A 19,835-nucleotide genomic window follows, 5' to 3' on the forward strand; every position below is an offset into this window, starting at 1 on the left:
ATGGATGGTGCCCGCAGGGCGGGCGTCGGCATGGTAAACCGAAAGGCGCGCAATTCACGCCATTAAGCTGCGCAACTACGCCGTGATCTGACGTTTGTTGCGTGCATGGGCGATGGCCGACACCAGCAGATCACCGGTCACCGGCTTGCGCAGGAAGCCATCGAAACCGGCGGCCAGCACCTGTGTTTCGGCATAGGCGTCCGACCGCGCCGTGACTGCCACCAGTGGCAATTCGTAGCCCATCGCCCGCAGCTGGCGCGCAATGGCGGTGCCATCCAGGGCCGGCAGGTCCAGATCCAGCAGCCCCACATCGAAGCCGCCTGTGGCGATTTCGGCGAGCGCGCCCAGGCCATGCAGCACATGCACGACCTGGTGACCCCGTGCGCGCAGCAGGCCGGCAATCACCTCGGCCACGGTGGTGTCGTCTTCCACAAGCAGGATGCGCAACGCCGGCAGCACCGGAACGACGGCAACCGATTCGCCGGCCGGTGGCGACGCCTGCGGCGCCCACGGCAACGGCAGGCGGACGCGGAAGCGCGCTCCGCGCCCCAGCTGGCTGTCCACGTCGATACGACCGCCCATGGCCACCGCCAGCTCCTGGCAGATGGCCAGGCCCAGCCCACTGCCGCCATAGCGCGACGCGGTGCGCGGCCCATCGGCCTGTTCGAAGCGGTGGAACAGACGCTGCTGCTGCTCGGTGCTGATGCCGGGCCCGGTGTCGCTCACTTCGAACACCAGCACGCCACCATCGTCCTGCAGCTCCACGCCCAACGCGACGTGGCCGCGCTCGGTGAACTTGATCGCATTGCCCAACAGGTTCAGCAGGATCTGCCGCACCCGCATTTCATCGCCACTCACGCTGACCGGCCCGGGCAGGCGGTCTTCGCGCAGGAAGCCGAGCTGGCGCTGGTGGGCCATCGGCTGCATCAGGGCTTGCACCTGGTCCAGCAATCCGGTCAGATCGAACGGGCGGATATCCAGCTCAAGGCGGCCGGCTTCGATGCGGGCCAGATCCAGCGCGTCGTTCACCAGCCGCAGCAGATGGCTGCCGGCCTGCTGGATGGACCCGGCATAACTGCGCTGCACCGGGTCCAGTTCGGTGGCCAGCAGCAGTTCGCTCATGCCCAGCACACCGGTCATCGGCGTGCGCACTTCATGGCCAAGGGTCGCCAGAAAGCGGCTCTTGGCCTGCGACGCCTGCTCGGCCAACTGCTGCTTGTGCACGGTCAACTGCCATTGCTGCCGCCGCCGCAGCCGGCGCCGGATCGACCACACCAGGGCCAACAGCAGCAGCGAGCCCAGCATCACGTAGCCGAAGATGGCCATGCCGCTTCGCCACCACGGCGGCAGCACCTTCACCTGCAGCTGTTGCGAGGGGCTCCAGGCGCCGCTGCTGCTGGCCGCCTGCACTTCGATCAGGTACGGCCCGGGCGGCAGCCGCGACAGCGTGCGCTGGCCGTCGCTGCCCTGCTCCACCCAGTTCTGGTCGTAACCACCGACGCGGAAGCGGTAGCGGTTGCCCTGCGGGTTTGCATAGGACAACAGCCGCGCATCGATCTGCAGGTCACGGTCATCCGGGCCAAGCAGCAGCTCGCCGCCCGTCGGCAGCGGTTGCCACCCGCGCGCGTCGTCGCGGCGCACGCGCACCTGCGCGATCACCAGCTGCGATGCGGGCAGCGCGACGTCAGCTGCGTTCGGGTCGAACCCCACCATGCCGGTCTGGGTGACGGCCAGCACACGACCGTCGGCCCCCACCGCCGGCGGCCGCCCGGTGAATTCGGCGTCGGGCAGGCCGTCGCGTTCGTTGATCTGCTGCAGGCGCCGCTGCTTGGGGTCCCAGCGCAACAGGCCGCGTGGCGAGGTCGCCCATACGCGCCCATCCTCGGCCAGGGCCAGGCCGCCCATGCTGACCGGCGGCATGCCGTGGCTGGCGTCGATGCGCTGGATCAGGCGCAGGGTCAGCCCGTCCCACTGGTAGCGCTCGAACGCGCCCTGCCGGGCCAGCCACAGCTGCTGCGGATCGACCCACACCAGATCGTAGATGGCGCCACTGGATACCCCCGGCACCGCTTCGAAACGGTCGGCCTGCTCGCGCCACAGCCCCATTTCGCCCATGGCCCAGACCCGGCCGCGCGCATCGAAGCGGATCTGTTCGATCGGCACATCCGAGGCGCCGTGCAGGGCCGACAGCGGAACGGTGCGCAGCAGGCGGCCGTCAGCGGCACGCTGCTGCAACCCCAGGTTCATCACCGAAATCCACACCGACCCGTCCGGCGCCTGCCGCATCAGGTCGATGCGCTGGCGCAGGTCAGCGCCGCCGCCGATCGGCAGGTTGCGCAGTGCGCCGCTGGCCGGGTCGTACACGCTCAGCCGACCGGCTCGCCCCAGCCACAGGCGTCCCTGCGGGCGCGGCAGCACCGACCAGACCGCACCGCTGCCCAGCTCTTTGTCGCTGGCCAACAGACTCAAGGTGCCCTGCGCATCGATGCGATAGACGCCATGGGCCGAGCCCACGTAGTAGTTGTTGCCGTCACTGGCCGCGCTCAGCAGGTACTGGCTGTCCAACGGCTTGCCGTCCAGCTGGTACCAGGTGGAAAAGCGCCGCCAGTCGGGGGGCAGATAAGCCAGGCCCTGGGTCAGCAGGCCCACCCAGAGCCCGCCTTCGTGGTCCTGCAGCATGTCCAGCACGCCGCTGTGACCGGTCAGGAAACCACTGCCGCGATCACCCTGCAGGCGCCACAGCGCATCGGCGTCGCCGCGCAACAGACCATCCGCAGTACCGGCCCAGTAGCCGCCCTGGCGATCCGGGATGACCAGGGCCGCGCGCAGGGCCGGGCTGTCTGGCCACGCCGGGCGGCTGACCGCATCGTGGGCGTCGACACGATAGAGCCCGTCGTTCTGGGTGCCGATCCAGACCGCGCCATCGGTGTCGCGGCTCAGCCGCAGCACGCTCACATGGCTCAGCGCGCCGGCCGCGATGGCCTTGAAGCGGGTGCCATCCCAGCGTGCCACGCCCGCTTCGGTGCCGATCCACAGCCGCCCCTGCGCATCCACCAGGCTGCTGTAGATGGTGTCGCTGGGCAGGCCGGAAGGATCGGACGCATCGTGGCGGAACACCTGCAGCTGGCCATCTTCGGCCAGCCGGCACACGCCATGGGTGCTGGTGCCGATCCATAACGCATCGTCGGCATAGGCCAGGGTCCAGAACTGCCCCTGGCACTGCGCATCAATGCCATCGAAGGTACGGAAGCGATCGCGGTCGGCATCCAGGCGGGCCAGACCCTTGCCGTTGATGCCCAGCCAGACGCGGTCGCGCGGATCGATCAGCAGGGTTTCGATTTCGTTGCCCGGCAACGACCCGGCCTGTTCGGGGTCATGCTGCCAGACCCGCAGGACGTTGCCGTCGTAACGGGCCAGGCCGCCATCGGTGGCCGCCCAGATGTGTCCCTGGCGGTCTTCGGCCAGTGCCACCACCATGCGCGAGGGCAAGCCTTCGGCCGCACCGAAGCGGCGCAGTCGCGGCGTTTCCCCTGCCATCTCCTGTGGTGTGGCCGCCGCCGCGAGCGACACCACCAGTGCCAGTGCGGCCAAGCCACGGCACCACCTGTGCCAACCGGTCTTCATCCTGAACCCCCTGTCCTGGCCCCGATTGTCACACAGCACCGGCGGCACTGCTGCAACAGCCTGTTTCCAGCCGCATTGCCACCACGAACTGTTGCAGCCGTGCACACGTCCAGAGCGCGGTGCTGTGCGTATGATCGGGGCTTCTTCCAACCGAGTACGTGCCCGATGCGTTCACGCCTGGCCCTGCTGCCCCTGCTGCTTGCGGTTGCACCGGCCTGGGCCGCCCCCGACGCCTGGCGCATCGACCCGGTGCACACCCGCGTGCTGTTCGCCATCGACCACGCCGGCTATTCGCAGGCACTGGGCACCATCTCCGGCAGCCAGGGCATCGTGCAGTTCGATGGCGACAGCTGGCGCGAGGCCACGCTGGAGGTCGAGATTCCCGTGGCGCGACTGGACCTGGGCGATGCCAAGTGGAACCAGGCCACCCTGGCCAGCAGCCTGCTGGACGGCGAACGCTTCCCCAGTGCGCGCTTCGTATCGACCCGGGTGGAACCGATCGATCCCACCCATGCACGCGTGGTTGGCACCCTGACCCTGCGCGGGGTCAGCCAGGAAGTGGTGCTGGATGTCACCCTCAACGCGGTCAAGCGCTACCCGCTGCCGCCGTTCCGCCGCACCGCCGGCTTCTCGGCCACCACCACGCTCAGCCGCCGCGCCTTCGGCATCACCGCCTGGCCGGGTGTGATCGGCGACAGCGTACAGATCAGAATCGAAGCCGAAGCGGCACTGGACCGCAGCGCGCGCCCGGGAACTCCTGACCCCGACAGCCACTCCGACAGCCCGACGGCCCCGAAGGACACGCCATGACCGCCAAGAACACGCCCGCTGCCTGGGGCAGCGTCAGCCAGACCCTGCACTGGTTGATCGCCCTGCTGATCCTCGCCTTGGGCATCGTCGGCCTGACCATGGGCGAACTGCCGAAGACACCGAAGTATTTCTGGGTCTACACCGCGCACAAATCCATCGGCATCACCGTGCTGGCCCTGGTGCTGCTGCGCCTGGTCTGGCGCCTGTACGCCGGCGCGCCCAAGCCGGTGCCGGGCACGCCCAGCTGGCAGGAGCGCATCGCCAGCGCCACCCACGTGCTGCTGTATGTACTGATGTTCGCCATTCCCCTTTCCGGCTGGCTGTACGACTCGGCCAGCGGCCTGCGCCCGTTCCGCTGGTTCGGCCTGGTGGATGTGCCCAAGCTGAGCGGGCCCGATCCGCAGGTGGTGGCCGTCTCCCACGCCCTGCACGAATATGGCTTCTGGCTGTTGATCGCGGTGGTGCTGGCCCATGCCGGCGCTGCCTTCTACCACCACCTGTTCCAGCGTGATGCCACCTTGTCGCGGATGCTGCCGCGTGGCTGGCTCGCCACCCCACAGAAGGACTGACCGATGACCCTGAAACTGACCACCCCGGCCGCCGTGGCCGCTGCCTTGGCCGGCCTGCTGGCCACTGCCCCGGTGCTGGCCGCCGATTACACCCAGGCCGCCGGCGCCGGCTCCATCCTGGTGTTTGCCAGCAAGTACGACGGCGAAGTTTTCACCGGCACCTTCCCGGGATTCAGCACCAAGCTCAGCTTCGACCCGGCCAATCCGGCCGCAGGTTCGCTGGACGTGACCATTCCCCTGGCCGGCGCCAAGAGCGGCAACAGCGACCGTGATTCCACCCTGCAGGGCGCCGACTTCTTCGATGTCGGCAAGTTCGCCACCGCCCACTTCACCGCCAAGGGCTTCCGCGCGGTGGGCAACGACCAGTTCGCCGCAGACGGCACGCTGGAGCTGCGCGGGGTGAGCAAGCCGGTCACCTTCACTTTCAGCTGGAAGCCGGGCACCCAGCCGGTGCTGACCGGCAAGGCCACCGTGAAGCGCCTGGACTTCGGCGTGGGCGGTGGCGATTGGGCCGATACCAAGACCATCCCGGACGAGACCGCGATCAGCACCATCGTCAAGTTCGACGCGAAGTAATGTGGGACCGCCGCCGGGCATGGCCCGGCGCTACCGTGGAACGGAGACACAGGGTAGCGCCGGGCCATGCCCGGCGGATTCAACCTGCCGCCAGCCAGGTCTGCACGGTCGCGGCATCGAACGGCCAATCCAGTTCGCGGCCGCTGGCCTCATGCCGCAGCACCGGCACCCGCGTGCCGTAGCGGCTTTCCAGCGCCGGCTGGTCATCCAGGAACACCGAATCGAAGTCCGGCGCCCGCGCCTTGGCCAGTTCGGCCAGGGCCAGGTCACACAGATGGCAATCGTCTCGCTGGAACAGGGTCAGCACGGTTCAGGCTCCGCCGGCGGAAATGCTGCGCCGCAGGCATGGCCCTGCAGCACGAACGGCTAGAATAGCGGCCTCTTCCGGTACCCGCAGTACGGCAACCATGGCTGTCAGCACGTTCGACGTTTTCAAGATCGGCATTGGCCCGAGCTCCTCCCACACCGTCGGGCCGATGAAGGCCGCCGAACGCTTCATCCACCGCTGGCTGCTGGACCCGGGCCGCCTGCACGAGGTGGCGCGCATCCGCGCCGACGTCTACGGCTCGCTGGCCCTGACCGGGCGCGGCCACGGCACCGACAAGGCCATCCTGCTCGGCCTGGAAGGCCAGCGCCCGAACCTGATCGACCCGGACATCATTCCGGCCACGCTGGAACGCATCCGCAGCAGCAAGCGCATCCTGCTGATGGGCCAGCACGAGATCGCCTTCGACGAGAAGCGCGACCTGGGCATGAACAAGCGGCAGAAGCTGCCCTACCACACCAACGGCATGCGCTTCACCGCCTACAATGCCGACGATGAAGTGATCGCCACCCGCGACTATTACTCGGTGGGCGGCGGCTTCGTGGTCAACCAGGACGATGCCGCCGACGACCGCATCGTGCCCGACGAGACCCCGCTGCCCTACCCGTTCAAGAGCGGCGACGAGCTGCTGGCGCAGACCGCGCGCAGCGGCCTGAGCATTGCCCAGCTGATGTTCGAGAACGAGAAGTGCTGGCGCAGCGAAGAGGAGATCCGCGAGAAGCTGCGCGAGATCTGGAGCGCGATGCAGTCGTGCGTGGCACGCGGCATCCGCGAGGAAGGCGTGCTGCCCGGCGGGCTGAAGGTAGGCCGTCGCGCACCGGCGCTGTACCGCGAGCTGTCCTCCAAGCCCGAGGCCGCCATGCGCGACCCGCTGACCACGCTGGACTGGGTAAACCTGTACGCGCTGGCGGTGAACGAGGAGAACGCGGCCGGTGGCCGCGTGGTAACCGCACCGACCAACGGCGCCGCCGGCGTGCTGCCGGCCGTGCTGCATTACTTCGACCGCTTCTGCCCTGGCGCCAACGAACAGCGCGTGTTCGATTTCCTGCTTACTTCCGCAGCGATCGGCATCCTGTACAAGGAAAACGCCTCGATTTCCGGCGCCGAAGTGGGCTGCCAGGGCGAAGTGGGCGTTGCGTGTTCGATGGCCGCCGGCGGCCTGGTCGCCGCGCTGGGCGGCAACCCGAGCCAGATCGAGAACGCTGCCGAAATCGGCATGGAGCACAACCTGGGCCTGACCTGCGACCCGATTGGCGGGCTGGTGCAGATTCCCTGCATCGAACGCAACGCCATGGGGGCGGTGAAGGCGATCAACGCCTCGCGCATGGCCATGCGTGGCGACGGCAAGCACAAGGTGTCGCTGGACAAGGTGATCAAGACCATGCGGGATACCGGCCGCGACATGCAGGACAAGTACAAGGAAACCAGCCGCGGTGGTTTGGCGGTGAACGTGATCGAATGCTGATCGCGTGTGTGGGGGTGGGGGCGCGCGCTGCGCGCGATAGTCGAGCAAGCTCGACTCTACCTGCAGGCTGCGTGAACCCGCGCTACGCGCGGTGGCGGTAGAGTCGACTGTCAGTCGACTGCTCTACCGGCAGGCTGCGGGAACCCGCGCTGCGCGCGGTAGTCGACTGACAGTCGACTCTACCGGCGGAGGCGGCGGCGGTAACGTTTTGCGGTTAGGCTCGGGGTTCCCTGCCACGGAGAACCCCATGCGCCTGGTCGCTGCCGCCCTGCTTTCCTGCCTGCCCCTGTCCGCGCTGGCCGCGCCGCCCCCGACCTACGGTGCGCGGCTGGAGGGCTTCGACTACGGCTACCCGGTCAAGACCTTCAGCCTGGAATCGCAGCAGCAACCGCTGGAAATGGCCTACCTGGACATCGCGCCGAAGAAGACTCCCATCGGCGTGGTCGTGCTGCTGCATGGCAAGAACTTCTGCGCCGCCACCTGGAAGGAAACCATCAAGCCGCTGGTAGCCGCCGGCTACCGGGTCATTGCCCCCGACCAGGTCGGCTTCTGCAAATCCAGCAAGCCCGAGCGCTACCAGTATTCGTTCGGGCAGCTGGCAGCCAACACCCACGCCCTGCTGCAGCACCTGCAACTGGGCGAACTGCCGGTCCACCTGGTCGGCCATTCGATGGGCGGCATGCTGGGCGTGCGCTACGCGCTTACCTACCCGCAGGACCTGCGCAGCCTGTCGCTGGTCAACCCGATCGGGCTGGAAGACTGGAAAGCGCTAGGCGTGCCGTGGCGCAGTGTGGATGCGTGGTACGCCGGTGAAATGAACATCAGCTACGACAGCATTCGCCGCTACCAGCTGGACGTCTACTACGACGGCAAATGGAAGCCGGCCTACGAAACCTGGGCACGCATGCAGTCGGGCATGTACGCCGGCCCGGGCAAGCAGGCAGTGGCCTGGAGCCAGGCGCTGACGTCGGACATGGTGTTCAACCAGCCGGTGGTCTACGAACTGAAGAACCTGCAGGTGCCCACCACACTGTTCATCGGGCAGAAGGACCGTACCGCCATCGGCCGCGACCAGGCACCGGCGGAACTGAAGGCGACGCTGGGCAATTACCCTGCACTGGGCAAGGCGGCGGCCGCCGCCATTCCCGGGGCAACGCTGGTGGAATTCGCTGCGCTGGGGCATTCGCCGCAGGTGCAGGACCCGAAGCAGTTCAATGCCGCATTGCTGAAGGCGTTGAAGACGCGTTGACGGCGGTCCGCCGGGCATGGCCCGGCGCTGCCCTTGCAAGATCGGGGTAGCGCCGGGCCATGCCCGGCGATGTGTCAGCCCACGATGCGCAGCACATCATCCAACAAGGCGGCCGCCGTCACTTCGGCACCGGCCCCGGGCCCCTGGATCAGCAGGGGCTGCTGGCGGTAACGATCACTGTGGATGGCCACGCGGTTGTCGGTGCCAGCGCCCTGTGCCAGCGGATGATCGGCGGCCAGCTCGCGCAGGCCCACCTGTGCGCCCTGCGCATCCACGCGACCGACGAAGCGCAGCACGCGGCCCTGCGCGTGCGCCTGCTGCCAGCGCGCCTGCAGCGGCGCATCCAACTGTTCCAGCGCCGCAAGCGCCTGTTCCAGCGGCAACGCGGCCAGCGCGTCAGGCACCAGCGATTCCACCTGCACCTGTGCCGCGTCCAGCGCCAGACCGCTGCTGCGCGCCAGGATCAGCAGCTTGCGCCGCACATCCTCACCGGACAGATCCACCCGCGGGTCCGGCTCGGTGTAGCCGGCCGCCAGCGCTTCGCGTACCGCGGCCGAGAACGGCGATTGGCCGTCGTAGCGATGGAACAGCCAGGCAAGCGACCCCGACAGCACGCCCTCGATGGCATGGATGTGGTCACCGCCGGCCACCAGCGCGCGCAGGCTGCTGAGCAGCGGCAGGCCGGCACCGACCGTGGCGCTGTCGCCGTAGCGCGCACCGCTGTCGGCGCAGCTGTGGGCGATGGCCTGTGCACGCGCCAGCTGTGCACCACGGCCCAGCTTGTTGGCGGTGACCACGTGCACGCCCCGCGCCAGCCACTGCACGTGGCGTGCGGCCACCTCTTCGCTGGCCGTTGCATCCACCACTACGTCGCCGCGTTCCAGGCCTTCGGTACCGGCCCAGCGCGGTGCGCCCTGGCCGTCGCGCGGGGCACGCCGCGCCAGTTCCAGCGGCACCGCCAGATCGCGATCAATGGCCAGCGCGGTGCGCGAATTGGCCAGCCACTGCACGCCCGGCAGTGTCAGCCCGCGCGCCTGCAGCGCCTGGTAACGCTGCACGAAGGCCGTGCCCACCGTGCCGGTACCCAGCAGCGCCAATCGCCCCGTGGCAATGGACGGAACTTCAGCGGCCACTGCGCTCATGCATCCACCACCTGTTTGCGGCGTGCGGCATGGTCGATCGCCGCTTCGGCGCGCTGCAGCGCCGCGTCCAGGTCGGCCAGCAGGTCCCGTTCGGCCTCGATGCCGACCGACAGACGCAGCAAGCCCTCGCTGATCCCAGCCGCGGCACGGGCTTCGGCGGTCATCGCCGCATGGGTCATGGTGGCCGGGTGTGCGACCAGGCTTTCGACGCCGCCCAGCGATTCGGCCAGGGTGAAGCAGCGCAGGCCATCAACGAAGGCGCGCACCGCCGCTTGCGGATCGTCGCCTTCGCAGTCGGCCAGTTCGAAGGACAGCATCGCGCCGAAGCCACTCTGCTGGCGCGCGGCAATGGCATGGCCGGGATGATCGGCCAGGCCCGGGTAGTAGACCCGCGCCACCGCCGGGTGCGCGTCCAGCAGCGCGACGATGGACGCGGTGTTTTCCTGGTGTACGCGCAGGCGCGCATCCAGCGTGCGCAGGCCGCGCAGGGTCAGGAAGGCGTCGAACGGCGAACCAGTCAGGCCCAGCGCATTGCCCCACCACACCAGCTGTTCATGCACGGCCGGGTCGCGCGCGATCACCGCGCCACCCACCACATCGCTGTGGCCATTGATGTACTTGGTGGTGGAATGCAGCACCAGATCGGCGCCGAAGGCCAGCGGCTGCTGCAGTGCCGGCGACAGGAAAGTGTTGTCCACCACCACCCGCGCACCGGCCTTGTGCGCGGCTTCGATCACGAAGCGCAGGTCGGTGATGCGCAGCAGCGGGTTGGACGGGGTTTCCACCAGCACCAGCTTCGGCTGGGTGGCCAGGGCCTGGGCCAGCGCGCGCGGATCGGTCAGGTCAGCGGTGACCAGTTCGAAGTGACCCTTCTTCGCCAGCGCGTTGAACAGGCGCCAGCTGCCGCCGTAGGCATCGTGCGGCACCACCAGCGTATCGCCGGGCTGCAGCAGCGCGTTTAACACCAGGTTGATGGCGCCCATGCCCGTGGCAGTGACCACGCCACCCACGCCGCCTTCCAGCTCGGCCAGGGCTTCGCCCAGCAGATCGCGGGTGGGGTTGCCGCTGCGGGTGTAGTCGTACTGGCGCTTGTTGCCGAAGCCTTCGAAGCTGAAATTCGAAGACAGCACGATCGGCGGGGTAACCGCACCGTGGGCGGTGTCGCGGTCGATCCCGGCGCGGACCGCGGCGGTGGTGCGGCTACAGGACGGCTCGGTGGCGTGCAGGCTCATGCGGTCTCTCCAGAAGTGCGGAAGGCGGTAGCGAGGATCGCGTCGATGCGATCGGTTTCTTTCAGGAAGGCATCGTGGCCGTAGGGCGAGCGCAGCACGCGCAGGCTGCCGCGCGGGCCCAGGCCCTCGACCAGGCCGACCAGGTCGGCCAGCGGCACCAGACGGTCGCCTTCCACGGCCACCACCACGGTGGGCGGCAGGATGGCGGCGGGGTCCACCCGATGCAGGTCGATCGATTCGGACAGGCGCAGGTAAGCGGTCACCGACGTGCGCGCCACGTACTGCGCACCGGCCGCGTCCAGATAGTCTTCGGCCGCAACCCGCACGCGCCCGTTGACCACTTCCGGCGCAGCGTCGAAGCGCTCGCCGAACTCTTCCGGGGTGCGGTAGCTGAGCATCGCGAACTGACGGGCCAAGGCCAGGCCGTGGTCTTCGCCACACTGCAGCTGGCCCAGCGCAACGGCACGGCGCTGCAGCGCGCGCCAGGCGGCGGCGTAGGGATGCGGGCGGTGCGCACCGCTGGCCAACACCAGCTGGCGCACCCGCGCACGGTGGCGCACGGCGAACTGCTGGCCTATCAGCGCGCCATAGGAATAGCCGACGAAGGCCTTCAGCGTGCGCACACCCAGGTGGTCGAGCAGCAGGGCCAGGGCGTCGGCCTGGTCGGCCGTGTCGATCGGCACATCCAGCGCGCCGTCGGCGCCGATGAAATCGAAGGCGAGCACGCGCAGCTGCTGCGGGTCCAGCGCGCGCCCGGCGCCGACCAGGCCTTCGGCCCAGCCCTTTTCGCTGAACTGAGGGTTGCTGGCCACATGGCGGTGGGCGGAAATGCCACCGGCCAGCACCACTACCGGCGCAGTGGCCGGGCCGACCCACTCGTAGCGCAGGCGCACCGGGCACGGGCCGGCGTGGCGCATCGACAGCACCGCGGCGAACTCGCCGCGCTCGGCGTGCACGCGGTCATCGACCGGCACGCTGACGGGGGCAAAGGATTCGGGGCGAAGCACGGTGCTGGGGGCGAAGCTCATGGCGGGATCCAGTTGGGAATCGGCCATCGAGCCTTCGCGGGGCTCGCGTTCAAGATGCACCGGCGGTGCACGCTCGAACCATCTTTCGGTGGACGCCACGGTCCCCGCAGGATTTGGCACCTACGCCGGCATTTGCATGCCTGCGGGCTGCCCCGGCTTCAAAGGGCCTGTCCCTCTGCCGGTCTCGATGGTGGAACCACGATGCCAGCGGATTCCGGGCGTGTCAATCCCTTCATGCGGATAAAGCGATGAATGAATCCCCAGCGACGAACCGGGAAGCAGTACCGTCACCGCTGTTCAGGATCAGCTACAGTCCCGCCGCCCCTCTCCCGCTGGAACCGCCGATGCCACGCCCGGCCCTGTGCTGCCTGATGTTTGCCCTGCTGGGCGCTCCCATCGCCGACGCCAGCGATTGGCGGCAAGGCTGGGGACTGGTGCCGGCGGGCCCGACCCGCGCAGCACCCGCGGCGGCGCCCTCGGCCGCACCGCTGGCACAGTTGCGCCTGCAGCCCGTGGGCGAGCAATGGCAGGCACGCATCGACAATCCGCTGGCCGGTCCGCTGCAGATCGAACTGCGCGCCGCGCCCGGCCAAGCCATCGAAGGGCTGCCCGTGCAGTCGCTGGTGCAGGGCGGCGGCACCCTGGTGGTCGGTCATCTGGCGGCCCCGGCCGATGGGCGCCCCCTCGAAGTCCGCATGAACGCCGTGCCCGGCGCGCCAGCGGCGCAGGCCGAGGACGTGGCCTATCGCCTGCCCTTCGAAGCCACGCAGCTGCGCGTGGACCAGGCGCCGAATGGCCGCTTCAGCCACCAGGACGAAGAGAACCGCGATGCGGTGGATTTCGCCCTGGCCGAAGGCACCTTGGTCATGGCCGCGCGCGAGGGCACGGTGATGCAGGTGCAGGACGGCTTCCAGGCCAATGGCCAGGACCGCCAGCGCGATGGCGGCCGGGCCAACTTCATCCGCGTGCTGCACAGCGACGGCAGCATGGGGCTGTACGCGCACCTGCAGGCCGGCGGCATGCGGGTGCGGCCCGGCCAGGCGGTGCAGGCCGGGCAGCCGCTCGGCTTGTCGGGCAACAGCGGCTTCAGCACCGCCCCGCACCTGCACTTCGTGGTCCAGGTGAACCGCGGCATGGGCCTGCGCTCGGTGCCGGTGCGCATTTTCACCGCGCAGGGGCAGCTGCAGTTCGCCCGTGACAGCAGCGCCGAAGGCAGTGCCGGGCGCTGACCGGCCCCGGCCGGTATAATCGGCCGCTTATCTCTTTGAAAAGCGCCCCGGGCGGGCGCCACTGCCATGTCCGAAGTCGCCACCGAAGCGTCGCGCCGCCGCACCTTCGCCATCATTTCCCACCCTGACGCCGGCAAGACCACGCTGACCGAAAAGCTGCTGCTGTTCGGGGGCGCGATCCAGATGGCCGGCTCGGTGAAGGGCCGCAAGGCCGCCCGCCATGCCACCTCCGACTGGATGGCACTGGAAAAGGAACGCGGCATCTCCGTTACGTCGTCGGTGATGCAGTTCCCCTACGAGGGCAAGATCGTCAACCTGCTCGACACCCCCGGCCACGCCGACTTCGGCGAGGACACCTACCGCGTGCTGACCGCGGTGGACTCGGCGCTGATGGTGATCGACGTGGCCAAGGGCGTGGAAGAGCGCACCATCAAGCTGATGGAAGTGTGCCGCCTGCGCGACACCCCCATCATGACCTTCATCAACAAGCTCGACCGCGAGGGCAAGGACCCGATCGAGCTGCTGGATGAAGTGGAAACCGTGCTGGGCATCCAGTGCGCCCCGGTCACCTGGCCGATCGGCATGGGCCAGCGCCTGAAGGGCGTGGTGCACCTGCTGACCGGCGAAGTGCATCTGTACGAACCGGGCCGCAACTTCACCCGCCAGGATTCGACCATCTTCCCGTCCATCGATGCGCCGGGCCTGGCCGAGAAGATCGGCGCGCAGATGCTGGCCGAGCTGCGCGACGAACTGGAACTGGTGCAGGGCGCCAGCCACCCGTTCGACCTGGACGCCTACCGCGCCGGCAAGCAGACCCCGGTGTTCTTCGGTTCGGGCGTGAACAACTTCGGCGTGCAGCCGCTGCTGGACTTCTTCGTCGAACACGCCCCTGCCCCGCAGGCGCGCGCCACCACCGGCCGCGAGATCGCCCCGCAGGAAAACAAGCTGACCGGCTTCGTGTTCAAGATCCAGGCCAACATGGACCCGCAGCACCGCGACCGCGTGGCCTTCATGCGCATCTGCTCGGGCCGTTTCAACGCCGGCATGAAGACCTTCCACGTGCGCACCGGCAAGGAGATGAAGCTGGCCAACGCGCTGACCTTCATGGCCAGTGACCGTGAAATCGCCGCCGAAGCCTGGCCGGGCGATGTGATCGGCATCCACAACCACGGCACCATTTCCATCGGCGATACCTTCACCGAAGGCGAAGCGGTCACCTTCACCGGTATTCCGAACTTCGCCCCGGAACTGTTCCGCCGCGCGCGCCTGCGCGATCCGCTCAAGCTGAAGCAGCTGCAGAAGGGCCTGGCCCAGCTGTCCGAAGAAGGCGCGACCCAGTTCTTCCGCCCGCTGACCAGCAACGACCTGATCCTGGGCGCGGTGGGTGTGCTGCAGTTCGACGTGGCCGCCTACCGCCTGAAGGATGAGTACGGCGTGGAAGCGACCTTCGAGCCGGTCAGCGTGACCACCGCACGCTGGGTCACCTGCAGCAACGAAAAGAAGCTGGAGGAGTTCCGCGAGAAGAACGCGCTGAACCTGGCCCTGGATGCGGCCGGCCAGCTGGTCTATCTGGCCCCGACCCGGGTGAACCTGCAGCTGGCGCAGGAACGCGCGCCGGACGTGCGCTTCTCGGCCACCCGCGAAGCCGCCCACACCGTCTCGGTGGCCTGACCGGCCGGGGTCGGATCCCTTTCCGCCAGGAAAGGGCTCCGACCCCGGCGGCACCTCCGTTCATCCACGCATGGCGTGGATCTACTGTGGAGACGTGATCGTCCGTTCATCCACGCCATGCGTGGATGGGCGCCGATTCCCCCACCATACGGTGGCGGGGGTGCAAGCAACCGCCATCGCGGCGATGATAGGGGGGCTGCGGGTCCCCCTCCCCGCGAACCACCTCATCGCCATGTCCACCACGACTGTTGCTTCCATCCGCGAAGAAATCGCCAGCGCCCTGACCCACGGGCTCGGCGCCGTATTCGCGTTGGCCGCCGGCGCCGTACTGATCACCCTGGCCGCCATCTACGGCGACGGCTGGCAGCTGGCCAGCGCCATCGTGTTCGGTATCGCCCTGCTGCTGCTGTACACCGCCTCCACGCTGTACCACGCCATCCAGCACCCCACGGCCAAGGGCCGCCTGAAGGTGTTCGACCACTGCGCGATCTACGTGCTGATCGCCGGCACGTATACCCCGTTCACCCTGATCGGCCTGCGCGGTCCCTGGGGCTGGGGGTTGTTCACGGCCATCTGGGCGCTGGCGCTGGGCGGGGTGGTGTTCAAGCTGTTCTACACCGGCCGCTTCAAGGCGCTGTCCACCGCCATCTACATCGCCATGGGCTGGCTGGTGATCGTGGCGATCAAGCCGATGTGGGCCTCCATCGACGGCAGCACCCTGGCCTGGCTGTTCGGTGGCGGCCTGTCGTACACCCTGGGCACCTACTTCTACCACCGCGAATCGATTCCCTATTCGCATGCGATCTGGCACCTGTTCGTGATCGGCGGCAGTGTCTGCCACTTCGTGGCCGTCACCAGGCAGGTGCTGTAGCCCAGCTGCACCGCGCTCCTGTGCACACCACGCACATGAGCGCTTCGCGCCCCGTCCACTCCGGTAGGGCAACGATGGCAGTGTGAATGCTGCCCCTTCCCCTGCGACGCCGCGCGCTTCGCGCTGGCGCCTCCGCCGCCCCGGCCGCCGGGGCCAGCGTTGGCTGGCCGCCCTGGTCTTCGTGCTGGCCGCGATCCTGGTCCTCATCGCCCTGTGGGACTGGAACTGGTTCAAGGGCCCGGTGGAGCGTGCCGTGCAGGCCCGTACCGGGCGCGCCCTGCATATCGGCAACCTGGACGTGGACCTGGGGCGCGTCACCACCGTGCGCGCGGACACGATCTCGTTCGCCAATGCGACCTGGGCCAAACAGCCGAACATGGCCAGCGCCGACCGGGTGGAGATCGACGTGCGGGTCTGGCCGCTGCTGCGCGGCAGCGTGCAGCTGCCCGAGGTACGCCTGACCCGCCCCGACGTGCTGCTGCAGACCGCGCCGCGTGAAGGCGAGGCCGGCAACTGGGATTTCCTCGGCGACAGCAGCGGTGGCACCACGCCGCAACTGAAACGCCTGTTCATCGACGACGGACGCCTGCAGTTTTCCGATGCGCGCGGCCGCACCGATATCCGCCTGAACGTGCGCAGTGGCCAGCCGCGCCAGGGCGACGCCGCGCCGCCCCTGCGGGTGGCCGGCAAGGGCCGCTGGCAGGGCAATGCATTCACCCTCAGCGGCGGCACCGAATCGCCCCTGCAACTGACCGACAGCGCCCATCCGTTCCGCATCCACCTGGACGGCCGTGCCGGCGGCACCCATGCCGTGGCCAGCGGCACGCTGACCAATCCCTTCGCACTGCAGCTGTTCGACCTGCATTTCGCCCTCAGTGGCCAGGACCTGGCCGACCTCTACCCGCTGCTGGGCATCGCCATTCCCCCATCGCCGCCGTATGCCCTGAACGGCCGCCTTAAGCGCGACCACAACGTGTGGCGCTACGAGCGCTTCACCGGCAAGGTCGGCGACAGCGACCTGGGCGGCAACCTGCAGTTCGAAGTGGGCCGTGACCGGCCACGCCTGACCGCCACGCTGGAATCGCGCCGACTGGATTTCGATGATCTGGCCGGCTTCGTCGGCGCTCCGCCCAGGACCGGCAGCGGCGAGACCGCCAATGCCGAGCAGAAAGCCGAAGCAGCGCAGGTGGCGGCCAGCAGCCGTGTGCTGCCGGACACGCCGTACAACCTGGGCAAGCTGCGCGCGATGGACGCCGACGTGCGCTGGAAAGCGCACCGCATCAATGCGCCCTCGCTGCCGCTGGACGACATGGACGCGCACCTGCTGCTGGACGACGGCGTGCTGCGCCTGGATCCCCTGAATTTCGGTGTGGCCGGTGGTGATATCCGCAGCACGATCCGCATGGATGCGCGGCAGCCGCAGATTGCCACCTCGCTGAAGGCCAGCGTTCGCGGCGTGCAGCTGGGGCAGCTGTTCCCCGATGCGAAGCTGGCCGAGCAGGCCAAGGGCGGCATCAGCGGACAGATCGACCTGAGCGGTCGCGGCAATTCGATCGCCGCGATGCTGGGTGGCAGCAGCGGCGACGTGGGCGTGGCGATGGGCCGCGGCCACGTGGGCAACCTGGTGATGGAGCTGGCCGGGCTGGACATCACCGAATCGGTGAAGTTCCTGTTCACCGGTGACCGGCAGATTCCCCTGCGCTGCGCCTTCGCCGATTTCGGCGTGCGCGATGGCGTGATGACCAGCCGCGCACTGGCGGTGGACACCACCGACACCATCGTCATTGGCGAGGGAACGGTGAACCTGCGCGACGAATCGCTGGACCTGCTGCTGCGGCCACGGCCGAAGGACAAGAGCATCCTGGTACTGCGCTCGCCACTGCGCATCGGCGGCACCTTCAAGGACCCCTCGTTCCGCCCGGACTTCAAGGCGCTGGGCCTGCGCGGCGCAGTTGCCCTGGCGCTGGGCAGCATCGCCCCGCCGGCCGCGCTGCTGGCAACGATCGAGACCGGCCCGGGCAAGGACGCCAACTGCGGTGGGCAGTATGCGAAGTAAGAGCGGTTGTTCGCGGCGCCTCTATGGATCTTGGTTTGAGTGGGGCGGGTGGGCCAGTCAGGACACGCCGTAAAACCCATCCATGGGGGCTCGTAGGCGCCATCCATGGCGCCTGCGGTCCTGCCTGGCCCACCCGCCCCACTCTCGACAGTTTCCTGCGCGCGGAACGAGAGCGGAAATTCAAGATCAAGATCAAGAGCTGTGCCAACCAAGGTTGGCACCTACCAGAAGCGGTTGGTCGGCGGAAGCGGATGGTCGGCAGCAGCGGTTGGTCGGCGGAAGCGGAGGACGGCAGAAGCGGTTGGTCGGCACTGAAATGCACCGCGCTCGCAGGAATGTGTCCTGAGGCGGAGGGCATGGCCGTGCAGGACCGTAGGCGCCAAGGACGGCGCCTACGAGCTACATGGACGTATTTACCGCGCGTCCTGCACGGCCATGCCCTCCGCCTCCCCACGCATCAGGAAGGCGCTGCTCTTGCGCTCTGGCTCTGGCTCTGGCTCTGGCTTCAAAGGCCGGGCCGGCGGGCTGCAAGCCCGCCAGCGGAAAAAACTCACCCCGCCACGATGTACTGCTGCAGATGATCCAGCTCGCGCCGCTGCGCATCGATCACCGACTTCACCAGATCGCCGATGGAAATCACCCCCAGCACCTGCCCGCCTTCCACCACCGGCAGATGGCGGATGCGGTAATCGGTCACCAGCTGCAGGCAATGCTCCACCTGCTCACCCGGCGCCACGGTCACCACCTGCGCGGTCATGATTTCCGCCACCGCGGTATCGCGCGAGGAGCGGTCGCGCAGCACGATCTTGCGTGCGTAGTCGCGCTCGGAAAGGATGCCGACCAGGCGCGGGCCGTCCATCACCAGCACCGCACCGATGCCCTTTTCGGCCATCAGCCGGATCGCATCGATCACCGCGGCGCCAGGGGCCACCGCGTGCACTTCAGGGGACTTGCCGTCCAACAGTTGCCGTACCGACGTCATCTGCCTGCCCTCCCAGGGTGGGTTGCAGGGCCAATTCTGCCACGCCCGGTGCCAACCACGCGTCAACCAGGTACAGCGGCCGCTGCTTGGACTCTTCATACAGCCGGCCCAGGTACTCGCCGATCAGCCCCAGGGCGATCAACTGCACCCCGCCCAGGAACAGGATCACCGCCATCATCGTCGGCCAGCCAGCCACACGGTCGCCGTACATCGCCGCCTTCACGATCACCCACAGGCCGAACACGAAGGCCACTGCCGCCGTCGCCAGCCCCAGATAGGTGGCCGCGCGCAGCGGCACCGTGGAGAAACTGGTGATGCCTTCCAGCGCGAAGTTCCACAGACGCCAGAGGCCGAACTTGCTGGTACCGGCCATCCGCGCGTGGCGGTGGTAGGGCACCGCCACCCGGCGGAACCCAACCCAGCTGAAAAGCCCCTTCATGAACCGATGGCGTTCGCGCAGCTCGCGCAGCGCCTGCAGCGCGCGTGGCGACAGCAGGCGGAAATCCCCGGTATCGGCCGGAATCGGCGTGGGCGACAGGCGGCCGATCACCCGATAGAACAATGCGGCGGTGGTGCGCTTGCTCCAGCTTTCGCCATCGCGCACCAGGCGGGTGCCATAGACGTTGTCGAAGCCTTCGCGCCAGCGCGCGACGAACTGCGGCACCAGTTCCGGCGGGTCCTGCCCGTCGGCGTCCAGGATCATCGCCGCGCCTTCGCGCACCTGATCCAGGCCGGCGGTCAGGGCAGCTTCCTTGCCGAAGTTGCGCGACAGGCGCAGTGCCGAAATCCGGGGGTCCACGGCGGCCAGGCTACTGATCACCGCCCAGGTCTCATCGCTGCTTCCGTCGTCCACGTACAGCACGTGACCGTCGATGTCGGCCAGGCCATCCAGCACCGCGCACAGGCGCGGATGCAGCTGCGGCAGCGCCAGCGCTTCGTTGTGGGCGGCGATGACGAATGTCAGGCGTTCACGATTCATGCCCGGATTGTACGTTGCAGGCGCACC

At 68.4% G+C, this 19,835-nt stretch carries 16 protein-coding genes and 1 riboswitch; of the genes, 9 read left to right on the top strand and 7 right to left on the bottom strand.

What is annotated here, in order from left to right; translation table 11 throughout:
• Nucleotides 1-75 precede the first annotated feature (75 nt).
• On the bottom strand, nucleotides 76-3,624 hold the full coding sequence (locus tag C1930_RS14960) for an ATP-binding protein (RefSeq protein ID WP_108772078.1): 3,549 nt from the start codon (nucleotides 3,622-3,624) through the stop codon (nucleotides 76-78).
• Between the two features lie 165 nt (nucleotides 3,625-3,789).
• Between C1930_RS14960 and C1930_RS14965 the strand changes: the two genes are divergently transcribed.
• The 3 genes from C1930_RS14965 to C1930_RS14975 are packed head-to-tail and all read left to right on the top strand — an operon-like array spanning nucleotide 3,790 to nucleotide 5,579.
• Complete coding sequence (locus C1930_RS14965) at nucleotides 3,790-4,434, top strand: YceI family protein (RefSeq protein ID WP_108772079.1); 645 nt, start codon at nucleotides 3,790-3,792, stop codon at nucleotides 4,432-4,434.
• Nucleotides 4,431-5,003, top strand: coding sequence for a cytochrome b (locus C1930_RS14970; RefSeq protein WP_108756915.1), 573 nt, complete (start codon nucleotides 4,431-4,433; stop codon nucleotides 5,001-5,003). Before C1930_RS14965 ends, C1930_RS14970 begins: the two co-directional genes overlap by 4 nt.
• Before the next feature lie 3 nt (nucleotides 5,004-5,006).
• The gene (locus tag C1930_RS14975) at nucleotides 5,007-5,579 is read left to right on the top strand and encodes a YceI family protein (RefSeq protein ID WP_108750774.1); all 573 of its coding nucleotides are present in this window, start codon (nucleotides 5,007-5,009) and stop codon (nucleotides 5,577-5,579) included.
• Nucleotides 5,580-5,658: 79 nt separating this feature from the next.
• Here C1930_RS14975 and C1930_RS14980 read toward each other — a convergent pair whose 3' ends face one another.
• On the bottom strand, nucleotides 5,659-5,886 hold the full coding sequence (locus tag C1930_RS14980) for a glutaredoxin family protein (protein ID WP_108772080.1): 228 nt from the start codon (nucleotides 5,884-5,886) through the stop codon (nucleotides 5,659-5,661).
• Between the two features lie 100 nt (nucleotides 5,887-5,986).
• Between C1930_RS14980 and C1930_RS14985 the strand changes: the two genes are divergently transcribed.
• Nucleotides 5,987-7,369: an L-serine ammonia-lyase gene (locus C1930_RS14985; protein ID WP_108750776.1), complete on the top strand. Its 1,383-nt coding sequence runs from the start codon at nucleotides 5,987-5,989 to the stop codon at nucleotides 7,367-7,369.
• 247 nt (nucleotides 7,370-7,616) lie between these two features.
• The gene (locus C1930_RS14990; RefSeq protein WP_108772081.1) at nucleotides 7,617-8,618 is read left to right on the top strand and encodes an alpha/beta hydrolase; all 1,002 of its coding nucleotides are present in this window, start codon (nucleotides 7,617-7,619) and stop codon (nucleotides 8,616-8,618) included.
• 74 nt (nucleotides 8,619-8,692) lie between these two features.
• Here C1930_RS14990 and C1930_RS14995 read toward each other — a convergent pair whose 3' ends face one another.
• The 3 genes from C1930_RS14995 to C1930_RS15005 are packed head-to-tail and all read right to left on the bottom strand — an operon-like array spanning nucleotide 8,693 to nucleotide 12,020.
• Nucleotides 8,693-9,760, bottom strand: a complete 1,068-nt coding sequence (locus C1930_RS14995; protein ID WP_108772082.1) for a homoserine dehydrogenase — start codon at nucleotides 9,758-9,760, stop codon at nucleotides 8,693-8,695.
• Nucleotides 9,757-10,992 carry an O-succinylhomoserine (thiol)-lyase gene (locus C1930_RS15000; RefSeq protein WP_108772083.1) on the bottom strand — a complete coding sequence of 412 codons (1,236 nt, stop codon included), beginning with the start codon at nucleotides 10,990-10,992 and terminating at the stop codon, nucleotides 9,757-9,759. The genes C1930_RS14995 and C1930_RS15000 overlap by 4 nt, the downstream gene beginning before the upstream one ends.
• Nucleotides 10,989-12,020: a homoserine O-succinyltransferase gene (locus C1930_RS15005; RefSeq protein ID WP_108772613.1), complete on the bottom strand. Its 1,032-nt coding sequence runs from the start codon at nucleotides 12,018-12,020 to the stop codon at nucleotides 10,989-10,991. Before C1930_RS15005 ends, C1930_RS15000 begins: the two co-directional genes overlap by 4 nt.
• A 75-nt stretch (nucleotides 12,021-12,095) precedes the next feature.
• Nucleotides 12,096-12,214: riboswitch (SAM riboswitch) on the bottom strand.
• Nucleotides 12,215-12,364: 150 nt separating this feature from the next.
• Between C1930_RS15005 and C1930_RS15010 the strand changes: the two genes are divergently transcribed.
• The 4 genes from C1930_RS15010 (at nucleotide 12,365) to C1930_RS15025 (ending at nucleotide 17,847) form a co-directional block, all read left to right on the top strand.
• Complete coding sequence (locus tag C1930_RS15010) at nucleotides 12,365-13,249, top strand: M23 family metallopeptidase (protein ID WP_108772084.1); 885 nt, start codon at nucleotides 12,365-12,367, stop codon at nucleotides 13,247-13,249.
• A gap of 66 nt (nucleotides 13,250-13,315) precedes the next feature.
• Nucleotides 13,316-14,920 (top strand): peptide chain release factor 3, encoded by a 1,605-nt coding sequence (locus C1930_RS15015; RefSeq protein ID WP_108750781.1) that lies wholly within the window; start codon nucleotides 13,316-13,318, stop codon nucleotides 14,918-14,920.
• Between the two features lie 232 nt (nucleotides 14,921-15,152).
• Nucleotides 15,153-15,791, top strand: a complete 639-nt coding sequence (locus C1930_RS15020) for a hemolysin III family protein (RefSeq protein ID WP_108756921.1) — start codon at nucleotides 15,153-15,155, stop codon at nucleotides 15,789-15,791.
• An 82-nt stretch (nucleotides 15,792-15,873) separates the two neighbouring features.
• Nucleotides 15,874-17,847 carry an AsmA family protein gene (locus C1930_RS15025; RefSeq protein WP_108772085.1) on the top strand — a complete coding sequence of 658 codons (1,974 nt, stop codon included), beginning with the start codon at nucleotides 15,874-15,876 and terminating at the stop codon, nucleotides 17,845-17,847.
• Nucleotides 17,848-18,397: 550 nt separating this feature from the next.
• On the opposite strand, the gene C1930_RS15030 is transcribed toward C1930_RS15025, so the two are convergent.
• On the bottom strand, nucleotides 18,398-18,829 hold the full coding sequence (locus tag C1930_RS15030; protein ID WP_108753866.1) for a CBS domain-containing protein: 432 nt from the start codon (nucleotides 18,827-18,829) through the stop codon (nucleotides 18,398-18,400).
• Nucleotides 18,789-19,808, bottom strand: coding sequence for a glycosyltransferase family 2 protein (locus C1930_RS15035; protein WP_108772086.1), 1,020 nt, complete (start codon nucleotides 19,806-19,808; stop codon nucleotides 18,789-18,791). Before C1930_RS15035 ends, C1930_RS15030 begins: the two co-directional genes overlap by 41 nt.
• Nucleotides 19,809-19,835 lie beyond the last annotated feature (27 nt).

The sequence above is a fragment of the Stenotrophomonas sp. SAU14A_NAIMI4_8 genome (assembly GCF_003086695.1).
Taxonomy (GTDB): domain Bacteria; phylum Pseudomonadota; class Gammaproteobacteria; order Xanthomonadales; family Xanthomonadaceae; genus Stenotrophomonas.

Excerpts from the sequence above, each read along its gene's own strand:
- C1930_RS14995 (WP_108772082.1), bottom strand. The coding sequence starts at position 9,760 with ATGAGCGCAGTGGCCGCTGAAGTTCCGTCCATTGCCACGGGGCGATTG.
- C1930_RS15030 (WP_108753866.1), bottom strand. The coding sequence starts at position 18,829 with ATGACGTCGGTACGGCAACTGTTGGACGGCAAGTCCCCTGAAGTGCAC.
- C1930_RS15000 (WP_108772083.1), bottom strand. The coding sequence starts at position 10,992 with ATGAGCCTGCACGCCACCGAGCCGTCCTGTAGCCGCACCACCGCCGCG.
- C1930_RS15020 (WP_108756921.1), top strand. The coding sequence starts at position 15,153 with ATGTCCACCACGACTGTTGCTTCCATCCGCGAAGAAATCGCCAGCGCC.
- C1930_RS14965 (WP_108772079.1), top strand. The coding sequence starts at position 3,790 with ATGCGTTCACGCCTGGCCCTGCTGCCCCTGCTGCTTGCGGTTGCACCG.
- C1930_RS14985 (WP_108750776.1), top strand. The coding sequence starts at position 5,987 with ATGGCTGTCAGCACGTTCGACGTTTTCAAGATCGGCATTGGCCCGAGC.
- C1930_RS15005 (WP_108772613.1), bottom strand. The coding sequence starts at position 12,020 with ATGAGCTTCGCCCCCAGCACCGTGCTTCGCCCCGAATCCTTTGCCCCC.
- C1930_RS14960 (WP_108772078.1), bottom strand. The coding sequence starts at position 3,624 with ATGAAGACCGGTTGGCACAGGTGGTGCCGTGGCTTGGCCGCACTGGCA.
- C1930_RS14975 (WP_108750774.1), top strand. The coding sequence starts at position 5,007 with ATGACCCTGAAACTGACCACCCCGGCCGCCGTGGCCGCTGCCTTGGCC.
- C1930_RS15015 (WP_108750781.1), top strand. The coding sequence starts at position 13,316 with ATGTCCGAAGTCGCCACCGAAGCGTCGCGCCGCCGCACCTTCGCCATC.
- C1930_RS14970 (WP_108756915.1), top strand. The coding sequence starts at position 4,431 with ATGACCGCCAAGAACACGCCCGCTGCCTGGGGCAGCGTCAGCCAGACC.
- C1930_RS15010 (WP_108772084.1), top strand. The coding sequence starts at position 12,365 with ATGCCACGCCCGGCCCTGTGCTGCCTGATGTTTGCCCTGCTGGGCGCT.
- C1930_RS14990 (WP_108772081.1), top strand. The coding sequence starts at position 7,617 with ATGCGCCTGGTCGCTGCCGCCCTGCTTTCCTGCCTGCCCCTGTCCGCG.
- C1930_RS15035 (WP_108772086.1), bottom strand. The coding sequence starts at position 19,808 with ATGAATCGTGAACGCCTGACATTCGTCATCGCCGCCCACAACGAAGCG.